Origin of the sequence: Rubripirellula lacrimiformis, assembly GCF_007741535.1 — a bacterium.
In the GTDB taxonomy this organism is placed as follows: Bacteria; Planctomycetota; Planctomycetia; order Pirellulales; family Pirellulaceae; genus Rubripirellula; species Rubripirellula lacrimiformis.
Window position 1 is genome coordinate 2878744 of the sequence record NZ_CP036525.1, and the last position, 26754, is coordinate 2905497.

Below are 26754 nucleotides of genomic sequence, written 5' to 3' on the forward strand. Positions count from 1 at the left end.
TCGCGTTGGGGTGTGTTTCACAGCGGTTGATGTTGGCGGCGATTGGTAACCGGGCAATCTTTCTTAATCCTCAAGGTCGTGCTGACCGATACAATTGATACGTCCCGATTGGTTGTGTTTGGGCGCGTCCCCGCTACTAGAGGTCATGGTCCATTGTCCGAGTCGGCTGCATCGATTTCGAGTTTGCCCCGACGAGATAACGCGTCGCCGTTGGTCCGTTGGGTGACCGAATGGGGGTCTGCGGTAGTCGACGGCATCATGACGATCGGCGATTTGTCGCTGTTCACGTTTCAGATGCTGCGTTGGATGTTCACGCGATTGCCTTCGCGGGGAACCCTGCTGATCAATTTTTATCAGATCGGTGCGCTTAGCCTGCCCGTGGTGGCGCTGACGGGCACCTTCATCGGAATGGTCTTGGCCGTTCAAAGCTATGCCCAGTTTCACGCGATTGGTTTGGAGACACGGCTGGGCGTCGTGATCAACAGCAGTTTGGTCAAGGAACTTGGGCCCGTGTTGGCTGCGACCATGCTCGCCGGGCGTGTTGGCAGTGCGATGGCGGCTGTGCTTGGCACGATGCGTGTGACCGAACAGATCGATGCATTGACGACGATGGGAGCCGACCCGATTCATTATTTGGTGGTGCCACGATTCTTGGCGTGCATCCTGTTGATCCCGGCGCTGACGATCATGGCCGACTTCATGGGGATCGTCGGCGGCTATTTCTATAGTGTCATCATCTTGGGAATCGACCACGCTGCGTACCTGAACCACTCTCGCGAAGGCGTCGCCGGTTTCGACCTGTTCAGCGGGATCTTCAAGAGTGTGTTTTTCGGCGGCATCATCGCCATCGTTTCTTGCTATCGCGGGTTCCACTGCGAACCTGGGGCCGAGGGCGTTGGCAAAGCAGCGACCACCGCCTTTGTCTACTCGTTTGTGTTAATCCTTAGCGTCGACCTGTTCCTGACCATCGTCTTGAATTCGATCTACTACTCGCTTTATCCGTCGGGGGCATCGTTCCTGTGAGTACGGAATTCGAAACCCGCGATGACTTTGGAACCTCAACGGGCAACACTGTGGCCATCGCTGAAAATTTGATCGAGGTGTCCGACGTATCGGTCCAGTTTGGCGGCCAATGGATTCTTCGCGATATCGACTTGAACATCGCTCGCGGCCAAACGCTTGCCATCATCGGCGAAAGTGGATGTGGCAAGACCGTGTTCATGAAAACGTTGGTGGGTTTGATCACGCCGACGACGGGCACCGTTTCGTTTGATGGCAGCCGGTTGAACGGACTGAGCCAGAGCGAGATTGCCGAGATCCGACGCCGAATTGGTTTTGTATTTCAGAACGCCGCGTTATTCGACAGCATGTCGATCTTTGACAACGTCGCGTTCCCCCTCCGTCAGAACGATGCATCGGCAGGCGAAGACGAAGTCCGTGAACGCGTGATGCAGCACATCGCCGAAGTGGGACTACCCAAAGATGTGACTCGCAAACGCCCGGCGGAACTGTCCGGAGGGATGCGAAAACGTGTCGGTTTGGCTCGCGCGTTGATCTTGCGTCCGGATCTGTTGGTGTACGACGAACCGACGACCGGTCTGGATCCGATCATGAGCGATGTGATCAACGAGTTGATCATGGACACTCGCCGCCGCTATCCGGTGACCAGCGTCGTGGTGACACACGACATGCATACGGCAAGAAAAGTATCGGATCGTGTTTTGATGTTTTACCCACGGCGTCGTCTGGAGGAAGGCGAATCGCAGATCCTGTTCGACGGTTCGCCCAGCGATTTGGAACATGCTGTTGACAGTCGTGTTCGTCAGTTCGTTCGCGGTGAAGCCGGCGAGCGACTCAGCGAGATGGGGCGAGGTCTAGAAGACTAGGACGTCATAAAAATCATGGATGAAAACAAACTAAAATTCGGCGTCGGCGTGCTGGTCATCTCCTCCATTGGGGTCGGCATCATTCTGACATTCCTGTTTGGCGCATTTCCAAGTGTGTTCAACAACGACTATTCGTTGCAGGTCGTATTCCAGTCGGCCGAAGGCATCGGTTTGAATACGGCTGTCTATCGCGATGGAGTCCCGATCGGACGAGTGTCCGACATCAAGTTGCGCGACGAAGGCGGAGTGCTGGTTTCGCTGGCTATGCGAAGCGATCAACGTCTGTCGCATCGCTATATCCCGCGCATCGGATCGGGCAACTTGGTGACCGGCGACTCGAAGTTGGAATTCGTTCGCATCAATGATCCGCGGCAACTGCCCAAGCAGATCCGCGGTGACGAAAAGTTGCTGGACGCGCCGTTCACCGACGACGAGTTCATTGATTACGGCAGAAAGACCCCTGGCCTGTTTGAGATGCAGGATGGAGTCCAGTCCAGCGTCGATGCCATTCAATTGGCAGCACAGTCGATCGCGACGGCCGGTGAAAGCGTCAATCAGCTGGCGATGGAAGTCCGCCAAGTCGTCGGCGGAACCGATGGACGCATTGATGCGGTGGCCAAGGATGCACAGTTAGCACTGCAGGAGTTTCAAGGTGCGATTGTGGACGCTCGCAAAATCATCGGGAATCCGGAAACTCGCGCCAACCTAGAAGCATCGATGGCAGAGCTGCCGATCTTGTTACAGGATGCTCGTGCCGCCTTGGAAACGACAAAGACAACCTTCGAAAGCTTCGAACGAGTCGGCAACCAGTTCGAAAAGGTCGGTCATGTGGCCGAAGAAACCGTCAATACGGCCAAGGACACTGTCGAAGGCGCCCGAGGCGTGATCGGCAACGCAGAGAAGACGTTCGCCAACCTAGAGAAGTTCACCGAACCGCTGGCCGATCGTGGCGACGAATTGGTGGCACAGGTGCTGCAGACGCTTAGCTCGGTCGAGCGGACGCTGATGCAGGTCGAACAGTTCGGCGAATCGCTGAACAATAGCAACGGATCGGTCAAACGATTCTTGGACGACGACGAACTGTATTACCAGGTGCGCCGCACGGTCGAGAACATCGAGATGGCGACCGCCCGGATCCGTCCGATCATGGACGACGTTCGTGTCTTCACCGACAAGATAGCCCGGGACCCACGCGAGTTGGGTGTCCGTGGGGCACTGACCAAGCGGCCTAGCGGTGCTGGTCTGAAATAAGCTAGCGGCCGTAGTGGGATTCGCCACGACTCCTGACCGATAGATCGGCGGGGGGAATGGTGGCGAATCCCACTACGTTTTTAAAGGCAGGGGAAGCTTAGCTTGATGCTCGCAGCTTACCGCGAGCCTTGCGGATGGCGACCAGTTTAGCGGCCATCTCTTCCTGTTTCGAACTTGGCAACGCTCGAGCATCGTTCAGCTCGTCGCGTGCTTTGTCGCTATCGATCAAATCGACTGGGATCAAACGTCCGGTAAGCACGTTGACCACGTTGTCTTCGACTTGGGCAAAGCCACCGTCGACATAGTATCGTTCCGGGCCGGCAGCGGTTTGCAAACGCAGCGTACCAAAGCCCAAGCGACCAATCATCGGCGCCCGGCCCTTCAGCACACCCAGTTCGCCGTCGTCCATCGGCAGCGAAATGTAGTCGGCTTCGCGGTCCAGTTCGGTTTTCTCGGGCGTCACAACGACGCATCGCAGAGCTGCCATGATTACTTAGCCTTTTCTTTTTCGGCCATCTTTTTCGCTTGAGCTTCCGCTTGCTCGATCGAACCAACGTACATGAATGCTTGCTCGGGCAGGTGATCCCACTTGCCGTCACAGATTTCTTCGAAGCTGCGGATGGTGTCTGCCAGCGGGGTGATTTCACCTTTCTTGCCGGTGAAGACTTCGGCGACCAAGAACGGCTGGCTCATGAATCGTTCGATTCGTCGAGCGCGGTGTACGATCGTCTTGTCTTCTTCGCTCAATTCATCGACACCAAGGATGGCGATGATGTCTTGCAATTCGCGGTAACGTTGCAGTGTCGTTTGGACACGGCGGGCGATCGCGTAGTGACGTTCGCCGACGTACTGTGGATCCAAAATTCGCGAGTTCGACGCCAACGGGTCAATGGCTGGGTAGATACCCTTTTCCGAAATCGACCGTTCCAGATAGATAAACGCATCCAACTGGCCAAAGGCCGTCGCCGGTGCAGGGTCGGTCGGGTCATCGGCAGGAACGTAGACGGCTTGCACCGACGTGATCGCCCCGTTCTTGGTCGACGTGATTCGTTCTTGCAGGGCACCCATTTCGGTGGCCAGCGTGGGCTGGTAACCCACGGCCGATGGCATCCGTCCAAGCAGAGCGGATACTTCCGAACCGGCTTGCGAGAAACGGAAAATGTTGTCGACGAACAACAACGTGTCCGCACCGGTTGAATCGCGGAAGTATTCAGCCATGGTCAATGCCGACAGAGCGACGCGAAGACGCGACCCTGGGGGCTCGTTCATTTGGCCGAACACCATACAGGTCTGTTCGATAACTTTGCGTCCGGTGTCACCGATTTCGGTGTCCTGCATTTCCAACCACAGGTCGGTGCCTTCGCGGGTTCGTTCACCCACACCGGCGAACACCGAGTAACCACCGTGGGCACTGGCGATCCGGGCGATCAGTTCGGTCAAAATAACTGTCTTGCCCAGACCTGCACCGCCGAACAAACCGGCTTTCCCACCCCGCACGAACGGTGTCAGCAGGTCGACGACCTTGATGCCCGTTTCGAAGACTTCGGTGTTCGTCGACAGTTCGTGAACGGCCGGTGCTTGGCGGTGAATGGGACGATAATCGTCGGCGTTGACTTCGCCACGTCCGTCGATCGTTTCACCCAAAACGTTGAACACTCGGCCCAAGGTGGCTTGACCCACAGGGACCGTCACAGGCTTGCCGGTGTCAACGACATCCATGCCCCGCATCATGCCTTCGGTGCTTCCCAAGGCGATTGCACGCACGCGTCCACCACCGAGGTGTTGTTGGACTTCGCCGGTCAGATTGATCGTCACACCTTTGTGCTGCGAGTTGATCGTGACAGCGTTATAGATCGGCGGCAGTTTGCCTTCGGGGAATTCGATGTCGAACGTCGACCCAATGACCTGGGTAACGCGGCCGATAGCAGTTTCAGTTGCGGTGGACATGGGGATTAGGTTTTAAAGGGTTAGATATTGGGTGTAAGGTTGATCCGGCAGTTCGCTGGGATCGGCTCGGGAAAGCCGCTTTGGTGACTGGTTTGTGACCAGTCGGCGGCTCGCTTGCGATTAGCCTTCCAGGGCTTCCACGCCACCGATGATCTCCATGATCTCGCCGGTGATTTGGCTTTGACGGGCACGGTTGTAAGTCATCGACAGTTGTTTGATCATGTCGCCGGCACTTTCGGTGGCTCCCTTCATCGCGATCATTCGAGCCACTTGCTCGCTGACCGCTGAATCCAGGAAGCACTTGAACAGCTTGGCTTTGAAACTGGTCGGAACGACCTCTTCCAAAATGCTTTCAGCCGAGGGCAAGAATTCGTATTCCTTCGACGGGCCGCCGGTCAACGATTCGGCATCGGTGTCGTCGGATAGCGAACCGAGCGGCAACAGGGTTTGGACCGTTGCGATCTGCTTGCTGGTGCTAACAAATCGAGTGTAGACGACATCCAAGCGGTCCATTTCACCAGCGATGTACTTTTCCAAGTACATGTTGGCGATCTTTTCGACTTCGGCGTAGGCCGGTTGATCTTCGAACTGTTGGTAGGTGTTTTCAGGTTCGATGCCGCGGAACTTCAGGCCGTTGATTCCTCGCTTGCCGCTAACGTCGACACCAATGTTACCGATCGAACCTTGCAGTTCGCGGATCAAAGGCATCGAAGTCCGCAACACGCTGGCGTTGTAGCCACCGCACAGACCGCGGTTGCTGGCCAAGACCAGCACGCGAGCCGCTTTGGGGTTGTCACGTTTTTCCAACAGCGGGTGTTGGACCTCGGTACCGGCCGCAGCCAGGCTGGCCACGATTTGCGACAATCGATCGGTGTACGCCGTGACGGCGGCAGCCCGATCCATCGCTTTTTTGTAACGAGCCGTCGCGATCAGTTCCATCGTCCGCGTAATCTTGCGGATGTTCTTGATGGATTTGCGGCGTTTATCGAGGGCGCGAGCGTTGGCCATGAATCTTCAGAAGTTCGTTGTTGTTCTCGTGAGCCGGATCGTTCATACGATTCGATTCCGGCTAATGGGAGGAAGCACCTTTGGGGGCGCTGTGTCGTCGACTACTAAATCGCCGCTTCAACCGGCTTGTAGCCACTCTTGAAGTCCTTGATGCAGGCTTCGATCTTCTCGGTGATTTCGTCCGTCAGGTCCATCTTGTCTTCCAACAATGCGACGGTCGCGGAGTGCTTATCGCGAGCGAACTGCAGGAAGTCGACTTCCCATTGCGGCACAGCCTTGACTGGCACATCGTCCAAGAAACCGCGGGTACCGGCGTACAAGCTAAGCACTTGATCGGCGACGCCCATCGGGCGGTACTGTGGCTGTTTCAGCAATTCGACCATGCGGTAACCGCGATCGAGTTGCGATTGGGTGGCCGCATCCAGGTCAGTACCCAGTTGTGCGAAGGCTTCCAAAGCACGGAAGGCTGCCAAGTCCAAACGCAAACCACCCGCGACTTTCTTCATCGCTTTGACCTGAGCCGCACCACCGACGCGAGATACCGAAATACCAGCGTTCATGGCTGGACGAATCCCAGCGAAGAACAAGTCGGGTTGCAGATAGATTTGTCCGTCGGTGATCGAAATCACGTTGGTTGGAATGTAAGCCGAAACTTCGCCTTCCAGCGTTTCGATGATCGGCAAACTGGTCAACGATCCACCGCCCAACGCGTCGGATAGTTTGGCCGATCGTTCTAGCAGCCGACTGTGACAGTAGAACACGTCTCCAGGGTACGCTTCGCGGCCCGGTGGACGACGCATCAACAGGCTCATCTGACGATACGCGGTGGCTTGCTTGGACAAGTCATCATAAACGATCAACCCGTGCCCACCGTTGAACATGAACTGTTCGGCCATGGCGGTACCGGCATACGGTGCAACGTATTGCAGCGGAGCAGGAGCTGACGCACCAGCGACGATGACGGTCGTGTATTCCATCGCACCGTTGCGTTCTAGGACGTCAACGATCGAAGCGACCGCAGAATCCTTTTGGCCGATGGCGACGTAGAAACACTTCACGTCTTTGCCCTTCTGGTTCAGAATGGCATCGATCGCGATCGCGGTTTTACCGGTCTTACGGTCACCGATGATCAGTTCGCGTTGGCCGCGTCCGATCGGGGTCATCGCGTCGATCGCTTTGACACCGGTTTGCATCGGTTCGGTCACCGGTTGGCGTTCAGCAACGCCAGTTGCGATGATTTCGACGGGGCGAGTGATGTCGGTTTGGACAGGGCCTTTGCCGTCAAGCGGATTGCCCAGCGGGTCCAGCACGCGGCCGACGACTGCATCGCCGGCAGGAACCGACAACAGGGTCCCCAGTGCTTTGACTTCGTCGCCTTCTTTGATCGTTAGGTAGTCACCCAGGATGATGACACCGACCGAGTTTTCTTCCAAGTTAAACGCCAAGCCGATGGCGCCATTGGGGAACTCGACCATTTCGCCAGCCATCACGCCGGAGAGACCGTAGACGCGAGCGATCCCGTCACCGACTTCCAACACGGTGCCGACTTCGCGGACGTCAATCTTGCTATCGAATTGTTCGATTTCTTGCTGCAAGACCGAAGCAATTTCGTCGCTGCTAAATTTCATGATTGTTCAGGTGCGCTGAAAGGGAACGCTTGGATGTTGTGAAATAGTGTGAGGCCGAGATCACCCGCGGGGCACGATCATTCGGACGTAAACTGACTGAATCGGTCAAGCAATTTGCTTGAAAAACCATGGCGTGCTTTGACGGCCAACTTGCTGAGCCGGTTTTGAACACTGCTATCGAAAACTTTGTCGCCGATACGAATCACCATCCCGCCGATCAATTCAGGGTCGACCGATTCGTTGAGTTTGATTTGGGCGTTCATGACCGACCCAAGTCGGTCGACGATTTGCCCACGCGTTGCGTCATCCAGCGGCACTGCCGTGCGAACCGATGCCACGACACGGCCCATCATGTCATCAAAGATGTTGTCCGCTGCGGTGCGTACCGCATGGACGTATCCAAGCCGATCTCGCGAAACCATCACCTTCAAAAACTTGAGCAGCGTGGGGTGAAGTTCGTCACCAAAGACTCGGTCCAGCACGCGGATCTTTTCCGCCTGACTGACTTGAGGTGATTGGAACGCCGCACGCAGCTGTGGGCTTTGGGCTAGATAGTCGTCCACGACCATGGCGAGCTGATTGACGATGGTATCGGCAACCCCGTCACCCTGGTTCTTGGCGGCACCGATCAACGCCCGAGCGTAGGTTTTCCCTAGCTGTTCGGCGCCGGTGTCGAGCACCGTGTCGTGTTTGACGGATTGAGTCATTGGAAACGATTGATGTGTGGAGACCGGGGATTTAGTTGTTGCTAGGCATCCGCTCGAGCGATTGGCGGATCAATTCCGCGTGGTCGCCCGGGTTGAGTTCGCGTCCGACGATGGATTTGGCAACGTTGATCGCCATATCCGACGTTTGACCGGCCAATTCTGCGATCGCAACCTTCTTGGCGGTTTCGATATCGCTAACGGCCCGTTGACGTTGACGTTCGGCTTCCGCTTTGGCTTCGTCGACGATCCGTTGACCGGCCGCTTCGGAATCCTTGCGTGCTTCTGCCAACATGGTTTGAACCTTGGTCGAAGCTTCATCAATCTTGGACTGATAATTGTCCAACAGTGCTTTGGCTTCGGCATTGGCTTTGGCTGCTTGTTCCAGTTCGCCGTGGATCTTGTCTTCGCGAGCCTGGAGGCCCCCGAGAATCACGGGCCAAACGAACTTGGACAAGATCGCCAAGACGCCTAGGAAAATTGCCAAGTTGCAGACTGCCGAACCCATGTCGAATGTCAACAAAGGTGGCGTTCCGTCTGCTTCGGCATGTTCCCCATGTCCGCCATGGCCGCTTTCGCCATGACCGACGCCTTCAGCGTGTCCGTCATGTTCGGCAGCGGGATGGTCGTCATGCTGGTGATCAGCATCCGTCACATCGCCGGATTCAACTTCGGCCACGTCGGCTTTTTTGCCCGACGCTTCTTCATCGGCGCGAACCAACGAAGTGTCACCGGTGACGAACAACAGTAACGACAGCGCGACAAGCGGGCGTCCGATCGTGGACAACATCGAGTGGCCTCTCAGGATCATCGGGGTACTTTCAAAGCAGATCAACGCGGCAGATCGACCCGGTCGCAGATGCGAACCGGAGCCAGTGAACCGCGTGACAAAGCTGACTTAATTAGCGGATCAACAGTAGGATCAACGCGATAACGGTTGCACCTTCGATCAGTGCGGCCGAGATCAACATTTGGGTTGCGATCGTGCCACCAGCTTCTGGTTGACGCGAAATCGCTTCCACGGCCGAGCTACCGATGCGACCAATGCCCAGGCCAGCACCGATGATTGCCAAGCCCATGCCGATACCAACACCCAAGGTGCCAAAACCGGTATCAGCGACTTCTTGTGCCAGCAACATTGCCATTTCAAACATCTTCTAATTGCTCCTGAGAAAAAATCTCGTTCGATTCTCACCAGACACGGAAACAGGTTTGGTTTGGTGAGGGATTACTAAAGGGAAAGGGTCAACTGGTTTGATCTAAAACGACCGACTAACCGGCCGGATTGTGCATTGGTGTGATCCGTTCAGGCGACATGATCTTGTCCATGTCCATTTGATTTTCGTCACTGAAAGGATGTTCGTCTTCGTGGTGATCGTCGTGGCCATGATGGGTGGCGACTTGCGAAATGAACAGCACGGTCAAGAAGGTGAAAATGAACGCCTGCAAGAAACAGATGAACAATTCCAACAACGTCAAGACAATGCCGCCGCCGATCACAGCCAATTGGACGCCATAGCCGAGGCCGAGTGATACCTTCACCGCCATGAAAATCAAGCCGATAAATGCTGCGATCACCAAGTGACCGGCCATCATGGTTCCAAACAACCGCATGGCAAGCACGACGCACTTGATGAACAGGCCGACCCATTCCAAAACGTACAATGGAATGCCGATCGCCAGCATCTTTGGGTCGTCCCAACCAATCGGGTTGAAGTGCGAAAAGAATGCCTTGGCACCGGTTTCTTTGATGCCGATGTAGATGATCGCGATGAAACTGCCGACCGCCAAAATCACATTCAGCGACAGGTTGCCGGTGGCTGTACCGCCATAATGCAAATCGTGTGCGTTCCCGGTGATCAAATACATGATCGATCCGATCGGGATCAGCCCCAGCACATTTGCGAACAGGACGAAGAAGAAAATCGTCCAGATGTAGTAGATATATTTGTCAGTTTTTTCATGCAGGTTCGGCCGGACGACTTCGTCGCGGATGAAGGTGCACATTGTTTCGAACAATTGAGCCACTCGGCCGCGTGTCTGATACGCGGACAGGCCTTCGCCTTTGACGCGAACTCGGCGCGACACCAACCAGAACACCACGACCACACAGATGGCTGACACGGCGGTCATCATCAAGTGGTTCGTGATGAAGAAGCTGTAAGCCCCATCGTAAATATTCAATGCCGGAATATCACCGCCGCCAGTGGCAACGGAGAAAATCGGTTCCTCGTGCAGTGCGTGGGGCACTACGTGAGTTACGGGATTGTCGGCAGCGGCGATCAACAAATTCATCCGAGCGTGGAATCCGTCAAAGGTGTTTGCGAGAGGCCAAGGTTAGGTTCGTCCGAAACGCTTTCCAGACCGGACCGTTGCCGCGATGATTGATCGATGATCGAGTCAATCGTCGAAGCGTTGCGAGCGAGGAAAAAGATCTCGACCGATGTCAGCAGCATGTACCAGCTGCAAACTAAAATCGCGACCGTTTCCGTCGTTACGCCAAATTGATAGCGGCAGGCAACGAACAGTGCAACGGTGCCAGCGAAACGAATTGCCATCGCGGCGCTGGCGCCGACGAGGAATAGGTTGGCTGTCAGGCCGGTTCGTCGTCCCGATTCGAGCGATCCGTTGCCGCGTTGTTGTGTGTTGGGTTGTTGTGTGTTGGGTTGTTGTGTGTTGGGTTGTTGTGTGTTGGGTTGTTGCAGGAAACATCCGGGGATCAACGCCAACACGGAAATCAATCCACTGCCGATCGCGATCGCAATTCCTACCGAAACCGACTCCGGCGCAAACGCAGCCAAGCCGACCGTCGTCATTCCCATCACGGCACACCAAGCGACCACAACACCACGAAGCGTCGTGACGAACAGGTCACTGGCGGTCGCTAGGCGACGACGGTCATGGGTGTCAGTAGGAATCACAGGCAACGAAAAGGATGGATGCGTCGAATGGGGGCGTTGGGCGTCGGAATAAGGTCTGTCGTCAATCGGCACGCGGTTGGTTGAGCGGTTTCGCTCATTCGCTCGCTCGATTGATGGTTTTTAAAATCGTTCTCTGCGAAAGCGAATTGCGATTGCAGATCAAAGTTGGTATTTCGGACGGTTGATCGACAGTCCGGTCAGTGGTGTTTCGTGCTGTCCGTCGGGTTCCCGCCGGAGGCAATTTTGATGAAACGGAACATTGCGAAGCTGAATCCTATCAGGACCCCAGCCGCCGTGCCGAGCGGTCGCTGTGAGCCGAGTGCCCAGTCGACGGCATAGCCGATGGCTGCGAACCCGAGCGTTGTCCCCGCCAGTTCGATTCCCAGTCCCGCAAACTTCATCCACGCTTTGGATCCGTCTCGGTCGTTCGTCCCGTTGCTGCCACCTGCCTGCGAGGGTTGCTCGTTAGGGGGCGACTGGGATGTGCCGTCGTCGTCGGTCAAAGTCATGGGGATTTGCCGGTGCCCGGATTCTCCTGCGGTGGTGCCCGCTCGCATCATTTTTGACTTGTGTAGGCAAGAGTCTGACCGCAGATTCGCCGGCCACCAGTGGCAGCGACGGATCGCCGCACCCTAAATGCAAGAATTTGCACAACTGGTCCTGGCGAGGGAGCCTTGGAAACCCGCAGGTGATTCGCATGACGGACGGCTTTTCACGTTGTTTGCGGGATTCCCCCAAGCGTCGTGAGCGGGCGAAACAATGTCTGCAAAAAATTGCGGAAGATTCTACACCCGCGATGTAGTGGGCGCTTGGCCACTGGCTTGCCGGGTAGTCACCGATATCCAACGTGTAGGGCGTCACTTACGCGCCGCGAGACCAGCGAGGATGTCGACGGCCAGGGTGGATGGGTGGTTTGGGAGGTGTTGCAGTGGTGAATTTCCCGCCAATATCGTGTATTTCAGCGGACGACATCTAGAAGTTTGATTGGACCCTTGTCATAATGATTCAGGTGACGATTGTCCCATTAGTGGTGTTTGGGAGGGTGCCGGAACCGCCCTGTAGAGACGCTTTGATTGGCGTTTTGCAGGCGAAAGCAGGGATCGCCGGCAGGTCCGATCAACACCGGGATTGCGACTCTGGAAGGCCGTTAGCGGCTGGGTCAGTGTCGTCTTTCGGAGCCGAATGCTGGGACGCCGAATTGCAACGGGGACACGGCTGGCAGACAGGATGTTGCTGCAAGTCGCTTCATACATCATTGATCGATTCGGCCACTGGTCGAGTCTTTGAAATCCTGGGAGGTGCAGGTGATTACTACCGCAGATTTGAAGGCACAGACACGCCGCGAGCTTGCTGATTTGGCTCGAGATTATGGCGTGCCCGGGTGGCACGGAATGAAAAAAGACGAATTGGTCGATGAAATCAAGAAGGTCCAACGAAAGCTGCGTCGCAAGTCGTCCTCGCAGGCTGCTCCGGCGGTGAAGGGAGCTTCTGCAAAGAAAGCGTCCGCACCCGCGGCGGTGAAGACCGGCGCGTCGGCCACTGGGTCGTCCAAGCGTCGGACAGCGAAGACCGAGGTGACGGCCAGCGATCGTGATTCCGTGCGAGCGTCGTCTAGCAAGTCCTCTGCATCCTTGGGAGGCTCCGCGACGAAGTCGTCTCGTGGATCCGCCAGCAGTGCAAAGGCCGGCAGCGGCAAAGCCAGCAGTTCCAAGGTCAGTGCGCCGACGTCAGCCGCGCGTGTCGCTGCTCGCCCGCCCAAGTCGGGCTCGCACAAAACCGACCAAATGCGTTTGAACAAGCCTGTGCCGAAGTTGCCAGAGCCTCGTGTCGACGCCAAAACAGCTCGTATTCGTGCTCAGATGCGAAAGCGTCGCGAGACGATGATGAAGAACAAGGACCTGTCGACGGGGACCCTGGTGGGCGGTTCGGCCGTCAACAATGGGGCCCAACGCACACGTGGTGCTGGACCGCATTCGGACCGCGTTGTCCTGCTGGTTCGTGATTCGTTCTGGCTGCAAGCGACTTGGGAAATCACTCGTGCTAGCGTCCAGCGGGCTCAGTCCTCGCTGGCCGAACGTTGGCATACCGCGATGCCCGTGCTGCGTTTGTTGGCCGTCGGTGACGTGGATTCCAACGGTGCCGAGCGTACCGAACGTGACATCCCGATCCATGGTGGCGTCAACAACTGGTATATCGACGTCGACGAGCCGCCATCGCGTTTCCGCGTGCTGGTGGGTTACGTGACTTCGTCAGGCGACTTTTACACTCTATGCCGCAGCAACGTGGTCGAAACACCGCGCCCGAATGAATGCGAACGGCTGGACGAACACTGGCATGACATCGCCGAAGATTACGAGCGGATTTATTCGCTAAGCGGTGGTTACGACACGGACGCAGGCGACCTGAAGGAAGTCTTCGAGGAACGTTTGCGTCGGCCAATGCCACTGCGTGGCGACAAGGGGCAAACGGTCGGTGACCCTTCGCTGCTGCGTCAGTCGAAGCTGCCGTTCGAAGTCGATGCCGAGCTGATCATCTTCGGAAAGACGCTGTCGTCGGCGTCGGTTCTAGTGGCCGGTCGTCCCGTCAAACTTCAGGCGGATGGATCGTTTACGGTTCGAATGCAGTTGCCCGACAAACGTCAGGTGTTGCCCGTGACGGCGGAAAGCCGCGATGGGCTGCGTCAGCGAACAACCGTGGTGGCTGTCGAACGCAACACGAAGGTGATGGAACCTGTCGAATTAGAAGACCGATTCTAGATCGCCCGATCCTGACGCACCGGCCGGTCGTGGTCGGTGCCGTTTCAGGATGATCTGTTCAAGGCAAGGAGAGGACTCAGTGGTCAAGAATCACTGGATTGGCTCCTTGCCTTTTTTTCTTTCAAAGCTCTGTTTCGCGTCGCCTGATTCTGTTTCGACGCAGTCAGATTTTCTCGTTTTTCGGAATGCCTAAGCCCATGTTTCGCGTATTGATTGCTTCGTTTGTTCTTTGTCTCGGTCAGTGTGCTGCGTCGGCGCAGTCAGCGGAAGCGGATTCCACCAAGGCCAAGTCGCTGAAGATATTGCTGGTCACCGGTGGCTGTTGTCACGACTATGACTTTCAAACCAAAGCTTTGCAGCTTGCGTTTCAAAAACAAAATGTCGATGCGGTATGGACGGTGGTCAACGACGGTGGGAGCGGCACCGACGCGCAGATCGACCTCTATGACAAAGCGGATTGGGCGGCGGGTTTCGATGTGGTGATCCACAACGAGTGCTTTGCGGCCACCAAGGATCCTGAATACATTCGCCGCATCACCAAGGCGCACCATGATGGCGCAAACGCCGTGGTGATCCACTGTGCAATGCATACCTATCGAGATGCTGAAATCGACGACTGGCGAGAATTTCTAGGCGTCACAAGTCGCCGCCATGATCATCAAAGCAACTATAAAATCGACGTCGTGGCGAAAGGACATCCGATCATGAAGGGCTATCCGGCCGACCACGTTAGCGCGATGGACGAGCTGTACATCATTGAAAAGCTGTGGCCGAGGGCGAAGGCTCTGGCGACTTCGGTCAGCGAGCGTGACGGCAAAGCCTATCCAGTGCTATGGATCAATCGCTACGGCAAGGCTCGCGTGTTTGGGACCACCTACGGGCATTCCAACGAAACGTTCGAAGACGATGTCTTCTTGGGGTCAGTCGTTCGCGGCACCCAATGGGCAGCCGGGCATCTGAAACCAGCCGGCAAGAAGAAAGCTGCCGCAAAGTAACTGCATCAGCAACCGCGGTTACGGGATTCGACTGAATTCGCGTTACCGCACTGCCGTCCCTCTGTCTTCGGCTCGCTCGCAATGAATTCGCCAAAATTCATTGCGGGTGCGGGGCCTACTGCGAAGGGGGGGGCTACTTCTTGACCAGGGACCAGTCGCGTCTTTGGCGGCTGCTGGGGATTCCCATCTTCTTGCGATACTTGGTGACGGTTCTTCGGGCGACGGTCATGCCGGCCTTCTTGAGTTCGTCGACCAGTTTTTCATCGCTGTGTGGATCGCTTTTGTCTTCCTTGTCGATCAGTTCCTGAAGTTTCAGGCGGATCGTATCCCAGGCGACGTCTTCCCCGTCTTCAGTTTGCGTGCCGCCAACGAAGAATCGTTTCAGTGGCAGGATGCCGCGTGGGGTTTGGATCCATTTATCGTCGACCGCGCGGCTAACCGTCGTGACGTGCACGCCAACCTTGTCCGCGATCTGCTGCATCTTCAGCGGTTCAATCGCTTCGGGGCCTTCGTCCAAAAACCGCTTTTGGTGAGCGACGATCGCTTGCGCGACCTTCGTCAACGTGCTTCGTCGTTGTTCGATCGAATCGATCAGCCACTGAGCGCTGTTGATCTTGTTCTTGATGAACTCGCGTTCCTCCGCTGTGCTGGTCGGGTCCTGCAGCCGGCGTCGGTAGTATTCGCTGATGAATAGCGTCGGTACTCGGTCGTCGTCCAGGCGTACCACGTATTCGCCGGAATCGTCCTGTTCCAGGATGATGTCTGGCGTGACGTTGGGAACGTAGGTTTCCATGAACGCAGCGCCGGGCTTGGGGTTCAGCCCATGCAATTCATCGCGAACGGTTTGGATCAGATCGATCGAGTAATTGGTCTTCTTGGCGATTTGCGGCAGGCGATTTTCGGCCAAGTCAGCCAAGTGGTCCTTGATCAACGTTCGCATCTCTTCGAAATGCGGGAACGTCGACTTGATCTGCATCAGCAGACATTCGCTCAGGTCGCGTGCAGCGATCCCTGTCGGTTCCAGTGACTGGACAATGGCCAGTGATTTTTCAGCGACAGCCAGGTCTTCGGGCGTGTGCCCGGCTGGCAGCAGGTCCGCAAGCGGTGATCGCAGGTAGCCGCCATCGCGGGCGTCCAGGGTGCTGATGATCCGTTCGGCGACTTGTTCGACGTCATCGTCGATGTCCAGTTCAGCCAGTTGGTGCAACAGGAAATCATTCAATGATTCAGGCCGCGACACCGCGTTGGCCATCAGGTCGTGGCGGCGATCGGCGTCCTCGGACATCCGGTTGGCGGATCGCTTGAACGATTCGTCAAACGTGTTGGGAAGCTCCGACACCATGTTTTGAAGGCGTTCGAAATCTTCTTGGTTGGAATGGTCGTTGTCGACGACCAGTTCCTTTTCGTTCTCGCTGCGAGCGTCCTTGGACGGTGGATAGTCATCATCCATTTCGTCCGGCGCCAGCGGATCGTTTTCCTGTTGTTCCAGCAACGGATTCTCGTTCATCTCCTGTTCGACGCGTTCTTGTAACGCCATCGTGGGGAGCTGCAGAATCTCCATCGACTGGATCATCCGAGGAGCCAGTTTTTGGGTTTGCAATTGTCGGGCCTGAAGGCCCATCGACATCCGCATCAGAAATTCTCTTCGAGGAAAGCTTGCTGGATGGCCAGTCGCCTAGACAGTCAGACTCAACCGACCGGGAACAGGTCCCCGTCGTCTTTGGCGTGAGGCGTTTCCGCCGCCATGCCGAGTCTGGTGTCGTCAGCGTCACCGACAAAATGGCGACGTCACAAGCATGATACCGCACCATGAGGCCAGGCAGAGCGAATTTCGTTCCACCTTGGAGCAATTTTACCCGTCCGACCACCGGAGTCTACGGTTTATAGCTTTTGGCGGCCCGTCAACGCGTCCGCAATCATCTCGCGATTGGCGTACTCCAAAACGCTTCCGGCGGTGATTCCACGCGCCAAACGTGTGATTTCGACCGGAAACTCGCTCAATAAGTTGCTGATGTACAGTGACGTCCCGTCCCCTTCTACGGTCGGGTTGGTGGCCATGATAATTTCAACAAAATTTCCGACCCGGACTCTTTCAACAAGGTCATCGATCGTTAATTGATCAGGTCCGATACCATCCAGGGGGGCGATTCTGCCAAGCAGGACGTGGTAAACGCCTTTGAAGATGCCCGCCTGTTCCAGGCTCATCAGGTCGCGCGGCTGTTCCACGATGCAGAGCCGCGTCGCGTCGCGGTCGGGCAATGCGCAGATAGCGCAGGTTTCCGATTCGGCCAGGTTGAAGCAGGTGGCGCAGTAGCGGACATCTTGCCGGACGCGGCGAATCGATTCGGCCAGCGCCAACGCTTCGGTTTCGCTGACCCGCAATAGGTGAAACGCCAACCGTTCGGCGCTTTTGCGTCCCACGCCGGGCAATCGTCCCAGTTGTTCGACCAATTCGGCCACCGCGCCGGCGTGCTTGTTCATCGTCGCCTAATTCCCGCCGGTGAGGGTCGAAATCACGCTGTCCAAGCCAGGCAATTTCAGGTCCATGTCGTCGACCATGTTGGTGATCGATTCGGCGTACAGCTTTTTGGCTGCTGCGCCGGCGGCATTGGTGGCTTCTACGATGGCGGATTCCAGTTCGCTGCCCGCTAGTGATTCGTCCGAAATTCGGACGGACTGGACTTCACCGGTTCCATTCATCACCACTTCGACCGACCCGCCGGCCGACGACGCCGAAACCGATTCGTCCTTCATCCGGTCGTTCAGCTCTCGCATTCGATCAGGCAACTGTTGCAGCGACCCCATCATCGAAGCGATGTTGCCGAGATTCCCAAGTCCTTTGAACATATCGAATGGTTCCTTCATGACGTGGCCGTCATCGCTCGATCGCCGATCCACGTGCGCCGTTGATCGGCGCCATGAAAGCGGGGCATCGAAATGCGATGATGCCACGTGTCGGTAGTTGTGATTGAATTCGAGCCCGGATTGTATCCAGATATCGGACCTGCGGTATGACGTGGCTTATACCGCAGCCATCTCCTCGATCGACCACTGGGTATAGTCGTTCGGATCGCGTCGAACACGGTTGTACACGGTGTCGCGTTCGATGGGATCGCGTCCGGCTTCAACAATCAATTGCTTGATGTCATCCACCGACAAGCATTCCGGCGTTGTGGCGCCGGCATCGTGGTAGATCAATTCGTGTCGGACGGTCCCGTCGATATCGTCGGCGCCGTAGGCGAGCGCCGCCTGCGCCGTCTCGATGCCCAGCATGATCCAGTACGCTTTGATGTGTTGGATATTGTCCAGCATCAGTCGGCTGACCGCCATCGTGCGCAGGTCCATCAGCGCCGACGGTTTCTTCAGATCCGACAGCTTTGTATTCTCGGGGTGGAACGCTAGCGGGATGAAGACCTGGAATCCGCCCGTTTGGTCCTGCAGTTCACGCAGTCGTAGCAGGTGGTCGATGCGGTGATACGCGTTTTCCACGTGCCCGTACAACATGGTGCAGTTGGTGCGCAACCCAATTTCGTGGGCGTTTCGGTGGATGTCCAACCAAGCATGGGTGTTGGCTTTGTGTTCGCAAAGTTGGTCGCGAACTTCGGGGTGGAAAATTTCGGCACCGCCGCCCGGCATGCTGCCCAGACCTGCCGAACGCAGATCCTCCAGCACCCAGCGAACGGATTTTTTGGTTTGGAATTCAAACCAATTGATCTCTACCGCCGTCCAACCCTTCAGGTGGATTTGGGGGAAGTTCTCGTGCAGCAATTCGATCAGGTGCCGGTACCACTGGTACGGTTTCTGGTGATGAAGTCCACCCACGATGTGCATTTCGGTGCACCCGTTGTCGGTCGCTTCCTGCCCGCGGGCGATCACCTGTTCATCGCTCATCGTGTACCCCTTGGGGTCACGCAGATCGCTCCGGAACGCACAAAACCGACATCGGTAAACGCAGACGTTGGTCGGGTTCAGGTGGGTGTTGATGTTGAAATAGCCCGCATTGCCGTTTTTGCGTTCGCGAACCAGGTTGGCCAGTTCGCCGACGGCCTGCAGGGGGACCTGGGGATCGTACAGAAAAATCCCGTCGTCCAGCGACAGTCGCTGGTCGGCTTCGACCTTGTCGCGAATTTCTCGGAACCGGGCGGATCGTTCGGTGGCGTTCATCGCGCGTGCATCAGTGGAAGGAGCGTGGAAAATACGATTGACTGCGAGTTTAACAACCGCAAGCCTCGGTGATCAGGCAACATCTGTCAAAGCCAGATGCAGTCGATCGAACCGGCGGCCAGCAGTGCCAGGCTAATCGCCGCATTGGTGTCGAAAAATGCTTGGTTGACCCGGTCCAACTCGCCCGGGCGTACCAGAGAGTGTTGCCGGATCACCAGCAGAGCGACCAAGACCCAGACTCCGGCAAAGATCGGCCCCAAGCCGCTGGCCCGCCCCGCCCAGATCAGGGCAAGCAGCAATCCCAGCATCACCATATGGCTTATCCGGGCGATCCGAAGCGCCCCGGCTACTCCGAATCGTGCCGGAATGCTGTGCAGCCCGCTTTCAGCATCAAAATCGGCGTCTTGGCAGGCATAGATAATGTCGAAACCAGTGACCCAGGCGGCAACCACGGCAGCCAGAACCAACGGTGCGATCAAATCCGCCGGATTCGCAATCGATTGCGGGCCGCGAATCGCTAACCAGACGCAGATCGGTGACAGGCTAAGGGCTACCCCCAGCCACAAATGGGCGGCCGACGTGAACCGCTTCGCCAAGCTGTACCCGCATAGGAACATCAGAACGGGGACGGAAGCGATCAACGGAATCCGATTTGGCAAAAACAACAGTGTCGATGCGATGAATCCAACGCTGCACATCGCTGTGAACATCACGACTTCACCCCGACCCAAAATCCCCGCCGGCAGATGTCGCCCGGCGGTTCGCGGGTTCTTTGCATCGATCCGCTGGTCAACCAACCGGTTGAACGCCATCGCGGCGCTACGAGCGAAAATCATGCACAGCAGTATCCCTGCAAGATCGCGGAAACGCAGAGTCGGTGTTTCCCCCGATGGCAACCGAGCGGTGAATGCCATCACCGTCGCCAGCGCCGCAAAGGGTAAGGCGAAGATCGTATGACTGAATCGGATCAGCCCTAGCCAGTCCCCTAATCGACTGCCTGTGGTCTTCGTCGTTTGATTCATCGGTGGACGGTGCAGGCGCGGGGGAGAGAGAATAGGCGTGATGCGGTGGCGTCCCGGCGAGACGGCTGGTGCAATAACCGCAACCCGATCCGCGGTATCACTGGTCGGTTGCTTTGCCGCGACCAGGTTGCTGAGGCCTGATTTTGCCGTAATCCAGCGGATTGGTAAATCGCTGGGGCAGACGAAGACGCTGTTTGCACCATTTCAGATGGATTCGCCCTTCCAAGAGCCAACTTTCGTCAGCCGTTTCGGCCAACTGAGCAAAGCATTTCGTAGCGCAAATCGCCAAGACTTTCGATGGTCGCGTGATCCGCCGGGGGCCCCCCAAATGCCAGTGGCCTCACCATCGCCATTCAGGGTTCGACCAAATCGACAAACCGTAGACGGCATGTCGCTTCATGAGCCGCTAGGCGCTAGCCTCGGCTGCGTCACGCAAGAACCGGAGCTATCGCCCAAGCGGCTTATATTCCGATTCGAAAGACAACCCGTTGCCGAGTCCCTCTACCCAAAACTGCCCACGCTACCGAACGACTGCCTGCAGTACCTGCTTACTGTTGTTCCAGTTCCGCAAACGACGCATCGCCTGACATGTCTCGCAACTTGTCCATCGCACGGCGTTCCAATTGCCGCACTCGTTCTTTCGATATGCCGAGTCGATCAGCAAGCGATTGAAGCGTGTGGACCTTGCGATGCGAACCGAGCGAAAATCGAGCTCGGATGATTAGTTTTTCGCGGCGGTCTAGGGCGTCCAGCATGACGGCCAGACGGCTGCGCAGTTCATGCCAGCGTTTTTCGCTGATCGCGGACACGCGTGTTTCGTCGTCGAATTCGATGTCCATGTCCTGCAACCCGCCGATCACCTTTTGGCGATCCTGCTGATTGGTGACCACGGTTTGATACGAACCACGTCGAACCACTTGGGTGGCGTAGGTGCTAAATCGAAACCCGCGGTCGAAGTCGAACTTCTCTACCGCCCGAATCAAGCCCACGATTCCATCGCTGAGCAAGTCGTCAAACGTGTTGTTTGGATTGACGAACTTCTTGACGATCGAAAAGACCAGACGCAAGTTCGCTTCGACAATCCGGTCGCGGTGCCATTCAGCCAAGGCAACAAACCGTTCGACGAGTGCTAGCCGAGCGCGCGAAGGTCGGTCGACGTTCAACAGGCTGCGATGCACGCTGGCTTGATGCATCAGGAAGTTGAAACGCTGGAACAGGATCACTTCTTGTTCTGGGGTCAACAAAGATGCTTCGCACAACCGACACAGGTGAATGGGAAGGTCGACACCGCTCTTTCGAACCGCCGCGATGCCCTGTTCGCTCTTTCGCGGTTGCAGGTCAAGCGACGTCGCAAAGATGGTCTTTCCGGCGGTCGCTTTGGTAAAGCCAGGATTGGAAATGAAGGCGAGTTCGCGTTTCAGCCAGGTTTGCGTCAGTCGCCGCAGTTGTTCAGAGTCCAAGCCGGCCAAGTCTTTCAGCGTTTCAGCGACGTCCGAATTTGCACTTGCCAATTCCGACGACTTCAACCAGCCCGGCGTTCGCGCCGGAACGGCCGTCGCGGTCAACTGGATCCCCGCCTGACCATCGACGTCCTGTGATTCTGGACTTTGCAATTCAGTGTGGTCGGATTGCGAATCGACAGCTGATGAGGTCCCTGCGGACGATTCCGAAGTCCGATCGGTTCGCGACTTCTTGGCGCTGGTTCTCGCCTTAGTGGCTGCGGGCTGAGACATCTCGAAACTCCGTAGGGATCGTTGTGGGTCTTCGCTGCGCGGATGATGTGAACGTTTTGGGTTTGCAAAACGTTCACTTAGGTATATCCTGATGATTCACCTGCGGCAATGGCTGTGGTGATTGAAACCCCCAGAAAGGCAAAGGTTGCTCTAAAAATCAGCAATGTCGCTGATTTGTCATCAGGTTTGGGGGCAGAACCACCGGGTTGGATGTTATGATGCCAGCCTGATCAAAAAACGTTCAAAACGTCCAGGTTTAGCATTCTCTATGGTCGCTCGACAGCCGCAATATTCGCCCAAGCAGGTCGCCGAAGCATTGGGGGCCAGTGAATCGTCCGTCAAACGATGGTGTGATTCGGGGGCGATCCCGATCATCCGAACGTTGGGCGGTCATCGGCGGATCACTTTGGACGGGCTTCAGCAATACCTACGCACATCCGGCCGCGTGTTGGTGGACGCGGATGTTTTGGGGCTGCCGGATTTGCCGCTATCCAGGCCGGCGGTAATCCCCGGCCAGGATTGTGAGATTCGTCGCGCGTTTCGGCAGTCGTTGGCTGCATGCGACGAAGACGGTTGCCGCGCCCTGCTGCGGCGATACATCGAATCGGGGCGCAGTCGCAGCGAGGCCGCCGATGATCTGATCACCGACGCGATGCATGGCATCGGGCACGCTTGGCAATGCAACGATCTGGATCCGTATCAAGAACGGCGTGCCTGCGACGCGTGCATTCGGATGATCAACGAGTTGCGTGCCGAATTGCCAACCTGTCCGGTGGACGCTCCCATGGCGATCGGCGGTTCGCTTTCCGGCGATCCTTACCAGTTGCCCACGTCGCTGGTTGAGCTTTCCCTACGCGAAGCCGGTTGGAATGCGATCAGCTTGGGAAGCAACCTGCCGGTGGAAAGTTTTCGCCAGGCGGTCTTTGATATGAAACCCAAGATGGTTTGGCTAAGCGTTTCTGTTGTCGGCCAACCCAGCGAGTTTGTTTCCAACCAGAACCGATTGGCCGACCAATTGGGCGACGACGTGGCATTATTGGTTGGCGGCCGCGGCGTGACCGATGGCCTGCGTCCCAAGCTGCGATACACCGCGTACTGTGACGGACTGCGGCATCTGGTCGAACTGGCGTCGGTGTTGATCGACGCCTAATTCGATCTTCCCATACCGGTCACACCAATTGATCTAGCACGCCGCTGCTGTCACCGAATTGGTCGGCCTTGGCGCCCATTTGCTGCATCATCCAAACGTAAAGATTGCACAGCGGTGTGCCGTTTTTGTATTTCAGGTGTCGGCCCGTTTTGATCCGATTGCCGGCCGCACCGGCCATCAGGATCGGCAAGTCGTCATGGTTGTGGCGATCCCCATCACTGATCCCGCTGCCGTAGACCAACATGCAATTGTCGAGCAGCGAACCGTTACCTTCGGGAGTGCGTTTCATGCGATCCAGTAGGTAGGCGAACCGTTCAATGTGGTAGCGGTTGATCTTCGCGATGTGTTCCTGTTTGTGTTCGCTTTTGCCGTGGTGAGACAATTCGTGGTGTCCTTCGCTGACACCGATTTCGGGATAACTTCGGTTGCTGCCGGCGTTGGTGAACATGAACGACAAGATGCGGGTGCTGTCGGTCTGATAGGCCAGCGTCACCATGTCCATCATCAATTCCGCATGCTTGCTCAGTTCCTTGGGCACGCCACTGGGCCGCGGGTAATCGGGAACACCGTCTTCGTTCAAACGAAGTTTTTCGGCACCGCCCACGCGTTTTTCGACGTCGCGGACTGAATACAGATATTCGTCTAGTTTGCGTTGGTCGACCGCCGGCAGAGTCTTGTGCAGCTGGTTGGCGTCTTCCAGCACGAAGTCCAGAATGCTCTTGCGATACTTTTCACGAACGCTGCGGGCTTGCCGAGTTTCTTTCACGGCCTGGCCAGCGAACAACCGGTCAAACAGGGATCCCGGATCGACTTCTTTGGACATCGGATTCGTCGGGCCGCGCCACGACATGTTCGACGCATAGGCACAGCTATAACCGCTGTCGCAATTGCCTGCTTGGGCGCTGGCTTCCAGCCCCAGTTCAAGCGAGGCAAAGCGGGTTCGATCGCCCACGTATTTCGCCGTCATCTGGTCGATCGAAATGCCGTTTTGGATGTCGGCACCGTTGGTTTTCCGTGGGTGCGATCCGGTCAAAAAGGCAGCGACGCTCCGCGCATGATCGCCTCCGCCATCGCCGTGAGCCCGCGCGCCATCCAACGTCAGACCGGACAGAATGTTGATCGAATCCTGGTGGTCGGCCAGTTTGGCCAACGTCGGCGGTAGGTCGAATTTGAAACCATCTTTCTTGGGCGTCCAGTCAGGCATGTGCATGCCATTGGGAACGTAAAAGAATCCCATCCGCAGCGGTGCACTCTGGTTGGGGCTGGCTGCCGAAAGCAAACGCGATGGTGACATCACATCTAGCAGCGGCAGGGCAACGGCGGTTCCTAAACCTCGCAGGACCGTGCGACGAGAGAGCGAATGAGGCATGCGATCACTTCTGAAATGTTGGATGGGCGACGTGTCCATTGTACCTTCCGGCGCAATCGTATGACCGGCCGGCGCTAAGATGTTGGTCCATTTGACTTTGCCCCCCCCACGAAGTGGCGGTCACTGCCCGCGGAATCCCTGTAGCCGGCACCCCCCAACGCATACCGTGCCCGCCCAAGTGCCGCGCGTCGCAGTCTTTTCTAAGCGTCCTGGGATTGGCAAGAATTCCCTGAGCACGACGGATCGTAACGGCGTCCAGACATCTCCGGCGCCGTGAACACTTTCTCTTGAAACCTGGCCGGCGCACTAGAAGGCGGGGTCTGACCGATGGGTAAATGGGAAGCTTTGGACGATCGTCATGACGAGTGCCGAGAACTGGTCGTTATTCTTGGACATCGCATCCATCGCGTCGGCGATCACGCACGGATCGATTTCACGCGGGCCACGACCGAGCGCGTAAATCAAAAGCTGCTCGGCCAGCGTCTGTTTCAAATCATCCTTGCGAGCGATCAGCATATCTTTCAGGCCTTCCGGTCCAGCGATCATCCCGTACTGTTCCAGGTCGCTGGATGCGTCGATGGTTTGCCCGGCATCTTCGGTCCGCCAGCGCCCGATTGCGTCGTAGTTTTCTAGCGTGAATCCGATCGGATCCATCTTGGCATGGCAAGCGGCGCACTGCGGATCGGCCCGATGCTTTTCAAGCATCTGTCGCAGCGTCATCGTGTGCGTCGCATCCTTGGACGCGATCAGTTCAGGGACATCCGGCGGTGGAGGCGGTGGCGGGTCGCCTAGAAAGGTACCGGCGATGTAGTTGCCACGACGGGGAACATTGGTTCGACCCGGATCCGATTGCAGCGTCAGTAGGGCGGCCGAAACGACAACGCCCCCGCGGCGACGGTCCGGCAACTGGACTCGATGGAACCCCTTCTTTTCAATCGCGGGTAGTCCGTAGTGCTTGGCCAATGCTGTGTCGACAAACGTGTAATCCGCATCCACTAGGTCCGTCACCGGGCGATCGCTGCGAATGATTTCGTAAAGCACCCGTTCCACCTCGCGGCGCATCGATCGATTCAACGCGGGCGTCATTTCAGGAAAACGCTTGGCATCCACTGGGTGGCTGATCAGCGAACTGTACTGCAACCACTGGGCAAAGAAACCGCGGACCAATCCGTCGGCGACTTTGCGATGGCGAAGCATTCGGTGGACCTGACGTTGCAGTTCGTCGCCGCGCAGCAGGTCACCACTTTCGGCGGACTCGCGAAGCAATTGGTCCGGAGGTGCCGCCCATAAAAAGAAACTCAGCCGCGATGCCAAATCATACGCATCGACTTGATACGGTTCGTCGCTCGGTTCACCCTGCGGCGGCGATTCGATTCGCATGAAAAATCGAGGTGACATCAACACCGCGGACATCGCGTTTCGCATCGACGTCCGGTGATCCGCCCCTTGCTGGATCGAAATGGCATAGATTTGGTTCAGTCCAGCCAGGAAGTCCGGGGCGGCCGGCCGGCGAAAGGCGCGGTCCGCAAACTCGTTCAGCAGCTGGTGGGCTGTTTCCGGGGCCGGGTTTGGGTCGCTTCCGAAGAAGTGTTCAGCCAGCGCATGGTTCGTTTCTGCCGCGACCACCAATGCATCGCAAACGGTTTCGGCGGCGGCACGGTAATGACTGACCTCGACCGACGTCAGTCCCGACGCCCCGCCGATTCCAACAAAACCAAAGCTTGTCGGTTCGGGCGGAAAGTCGTTGGCAGGCCGGATGGGTAACCCGGTAAGGTCTTCGATCGCAAGGTTGTATTCGTGCCGGGTTAGCCGGCGGGCGGGTGGCGTGCCGGGGAGATGGACCGAATCGCAATCGATGTGCCCGAGGTGCGAATCCAGGTAGGTGATGATCTTGCTGCGATCGTCGTCCGACAGCTTTCGAGCATCGTCGGGAGGCATCTGTTCGGACCGAAGCACGTCCAGCACCGTTTCCCATTTGTTTCGGTTTCGCAGCACCAATCGTGGGTTTTCGTCCTGACGCAAGTTCACATTGCCAGCGGCATCATCATCGCGGTGACAGCGATAGCAGTGGCGTTGTAGCAGCGGTTCGATTTCACGATCCCAGGATACCGGCGGTTCATCGGCGCCCGCCGGCGTCGACAGCAACGAAAGGATCGCCGCTTGCATCATTGCAAACGCCCACGCGCCGCGCCGGATCGACAGTCGATGGTTCGCTTGCAT

The 26754-nt window shown here is 56.9% G+C and carries 24 protein-coding genes; 6 read left to right on the plus strand and 18 right to left on the minus strand.

What is annotated here, in order from left to right:
• Positions 1–153 precede the first annotated feature (153 nt).
• Genes K227x_RS10225 through K227x_RS10235 form a run of 3 tightly spaced genes read left to right on the plus strand, consistent with a single transcriptional unit; the run spans position 154 to position 3137 of the window.
• Entirely contained in the window at positions 154–1023 is an 870-nt protein-coding gene (locus tag K227x_RS10225) for an MlaE family ABC transporter permease (RefSeq protein ID WP_391540428.1), read from the plus strand.
• Positions 1011–1886 (plus strand): ABC transporter ATP-binding protein, encoded by an 876-nt coding sequence (locus tag K227x_RS10230; RefSeq protein ID WP_218934052.1) that lies wholly within the window; start codon positions 1011–1013, stop codon positions 1884–1886. Before K227x_RS10225 ends, K227x_RS10230 begins: the two co-directional genes overlap by 13 nt.
• 15 nt (positions 1887–1901) lie before the next feature.
• Complete coding sequence (locus K227x_RS10235; RefSeq protein ID WP_145169402.1) at positions 1902–3137, plus strand: MlaD family protein; 1236 nt, start codon at positions 1902–1904, stop codon at positions 3135–3137.
• A gap of 97 nt (positions 3138–3234) precedes the next feature.
• Here the strand turns inward: K227x_RS10235 and atpC are convergent, their stop codons facing one another.
• The 10 genes from atpC to K227x_RS10285 form a co-directional block, all read right to left on the minus strand.
• Entirely contained in the window at positions 3235–3624 is a 390-nt protein-coding gene (atpC, locus tag K227x_RS10240) for an ATP synthase F1 subunit epsilon (protein WP_145169403.1), read from the minus strand.
• 2 nt (positions 3625–3626) lie between these two features.
• On the minus strand, positions 3627–5084 hold the full coding sequence (gene atpD, locus K227x_RS10245; protein WP_145169404.1) for a F0F1 ATP synthase subunit beta: 1458 nt from the start codon (positions 5082–5084) through the stop codon (positions 3627–3629).
• Positions 5085–5204: 120 nt separating this feature from the next.
• A complete protein-coding gene (gene atpG / locus K227x_RS10250; protein ID WP_145169405.1) occupies positions 5205–6092 on the minus strand; it encodes an ATP synthase F1 subunit gamma in 888 nt (295 codons plus the stop codon).
• Positions 6093–6196: 104 nt separating this feature from the next.
• Positions 6197–7720, minus strand: coding sequence for a F0F1 ATP synthase subunit alpha (atpA, locus tag K227x_RS10255; RefSeq protein ID WP_145169406.1), 1524 nt, complete (start codon positions 7718–7720; stop codon positions 6197–6199).
• A gap of 77 nt (positions 7721–7797) precedes the next feature.
• The gene (gene atpH, locus K227x_RS10260) at positions 7798–8427 is read right to left on the minus strand and encodes an ATP synthase F1 subunit delta (RefSeq protein WP_145169407.1); all 630 of its coding nucleotides are present in this window, start codon (positions 8425–8427) and stop codon (positions 7798–7800) included.
• A gap of 31 nt (positions 8428–8458) precedes the next feature.
• Positions 8459–9214, minus strand: a complete 756-nt coding sequence (gene atpF / locus K227x_RS10265) for a F0F1 ATP synthase subunit B (RefSeq protein ID WP_145177654.1) — start codon at positions 9212–9214, stop codon at positions 8459–8461.
• Between the two features lie 112 nt (positions 9215–9326).
• Positions 9327–9578 carry an ATP synthase F0 subunit C gene (gene atpE / locus K227x_RS10270; protein WP_145169408.1) on the minus strand — a complete coding sequence of 84 codons (252 nt, stop codon included), beginning with the start codon at positions 9576–9578 and terminating at the stop codon, positions 9327–9329.
• A 118-nt stretch (positions 9579–9696) separates the two neighbouring features.
• The gene (atpB, locus tag K227x_RS10275) at positions 9697–10719 is read right to left on the minus strand and encodes a F0F1 ATP synthase subunit A (RefSeq protein ID WP_145169409.1); all 1023 of its coding nucleotides are present in this window, start codon (positions 10717–10719) and stop codon (positions 9697–9699) included.
• Positions 10716–11345 (minus strand): hypothetical protein, encoded by a 630-nt coding sequence (locus K227x_RS10280; protein WP_145169410.1) that lies wholly within the window; start codon positions 11343–11345, stop codon positions 10716–10718. Before K227x_RS10280 ends, atpB begins: the two co-directional genes overlap by 4 nt.
• A 197-nt stretch (positions 11346–11542) precedes the next feature.
• Entirely contained in the window at positions 11543–11854 is a 312-nt protein-coding gene (locus tag K227x_RS10285; RefSeq protein ID WP_218933904.1) for an AtpZ/AtpI family protein, read from the minus strand.
• 795 nt (positions 11855–12649) lie between these two features.
• Between K227x_RS10285 and K227x_RS10290 the strand changes: the two genes are divergently transcribed.
• Both K227x_RS10290 and K227x_RS10295 read left to right on the plus strand, forming a co-directional pair.
• Positions 12650–14101 carry a DUF4912 domain-containing protein gene (locus K227x_RS10290; protein ID WP_145169412.1) on the plus strand — a complete coding sequence of 484 codons (1452 nt, stop codon included), beginning with the start codon at positions 12650–12652 and terminating at the stop codon, positions 14099–14101.
• Positions 14102–14298: 197 nt separating this feature from the next.
• Positions 14299–15096, plus strand: a complete 798-nt coding sequence (locus K227x_RS10295) for a ThuA domain-containing protein (RefSeq protein WP_246146721.1) — start codon at positions 14299–14301, stop codon at positions 15094–15096.
• A gap of 133 nt (positions 15097–15229) precedes the next feature.
• Here K227x_RS10295 and rpoN read toward each other — a convergent pair whose 3' ends face one another.
• The 6 genes from rpoN to K227x_RS10325 all read right to left on the minus strand — a co-directional run bounded on the left by rpoN (position 15230) and on the right by K227x_RS10325 (position 22015).
• A complete protein-coding gene (rpoN, locus tag K227x_RS10300) occupies positions 15230–16729 on the minus strand; it encodes an RNA polymerase factor sigma-54 (RefSeq protein WP_145169414.1) in 1500 nt (499 codons plus the stop codon).
• Between the two features lie 248 nt (positions 16730–16977).
• Positions 16978–17577: a recombination mediator RecR gene (gene recR / locus K227x_RS10305; RefSeq protein WP_145169415.1), complete on the minus strand. Its 600-nt coding sequence runs from the start codon at positions 17575–17577 to the stop codon at positions 16978–16980.
• 6 nt (positions 17578–17583) lie between these two features.
• Positions 17584–17961, minus strand: coding sequence for a YbaB/EbfC family nucleoid-associated protein (locus tag K227x_RS10310; protein WP_246146722.1), 378 nt, complete (start codon positions 17959–17961; stop codon positions 17584–17586).
• A 156-nt stretch (positions 17962–18117) separates the two neighbouring features.
• Positions 18118–19260, minus strand: a complete 1143-nt coding sequence (gene mqnE, locus K227x_RS10315; RefSeq protein ID WP_145169416.1) for an aminofutalosine synthase MqnE — start codon at positions 19258–19260, stop codon at positions 18118–18120.
• Positions 19261–19346: 86 nt separating this feature from the next.
• Positions 19347–20282 carry a UbiA-like polyprenyltransferase gene (locus K227x_RS10320; protein ID WP_145169417.1) on the minus strand — a complete coding sequence of 312 codons (936 nt, stop codon included), beginning with the start codon at positions 20280–20282 and terminating at the stop codon, positions 19347–19349.
• Between the two features lie 548 nt (positions 20283–20830).
• Positions 20831–22015 (minus strand): sigma-70 family RNA polymerase sigma factor, encoded by a 1185-nt coding sequence (locus K227x_RS10325; RefSeq protein ID WP_145169418.1) that lies wholly within the window; start codon positions 22013–22015, stop codon positions 20831–20833.
• A 268-nt stretch (positions 22016–22283) separates the two neighbouring features.
• Between K227x_RS10325 and K227x_RS10330 the strand changes: the two genes are divergently transcribed.
• A complete protein-coding gene (locus tag K227x_RS10330) occupies positions 22284–23165 on the plus strand; it encodes a helix-turn-helix domain-containing protein (RefSeq protein ID WP_145169419.1) in 882 nt (293 codons plus the stop codon).
• A gap of 19 nt (positions 23166–23184) precedes the next feature.
• On the opposite strand, the gene K227x_RS10335 is transcribed toward K227x_RS10330, so the two are convergent.
• Both K227x_RS10335 and K227x_RS10340 read right to left on the minus strand, forming a co-directional pair.
• Complete coding sequence (locus tag K227x_RS10335) at positions 23185–24534, minus strand: DUF1552 domain-containing protein (RefSeq protein WP_145169420.1); 1350 nt, start codon at positions 24532–24534, stop codon at positions 23185–23187.
• A gap of 306 nt (positions 24535–24840) precedes the next feature.
• The gene (locus K227x_RS10340) at positions 24841–26754 is read right to left on the minus strand and encodes a DUF1592 domain-containing protein (RefSeq protein WP_145169421.1); all 1914 of its coding nucleotides are present in this window, start codon (positions 26752–26754) and stop codon (positions 24841–24843) included.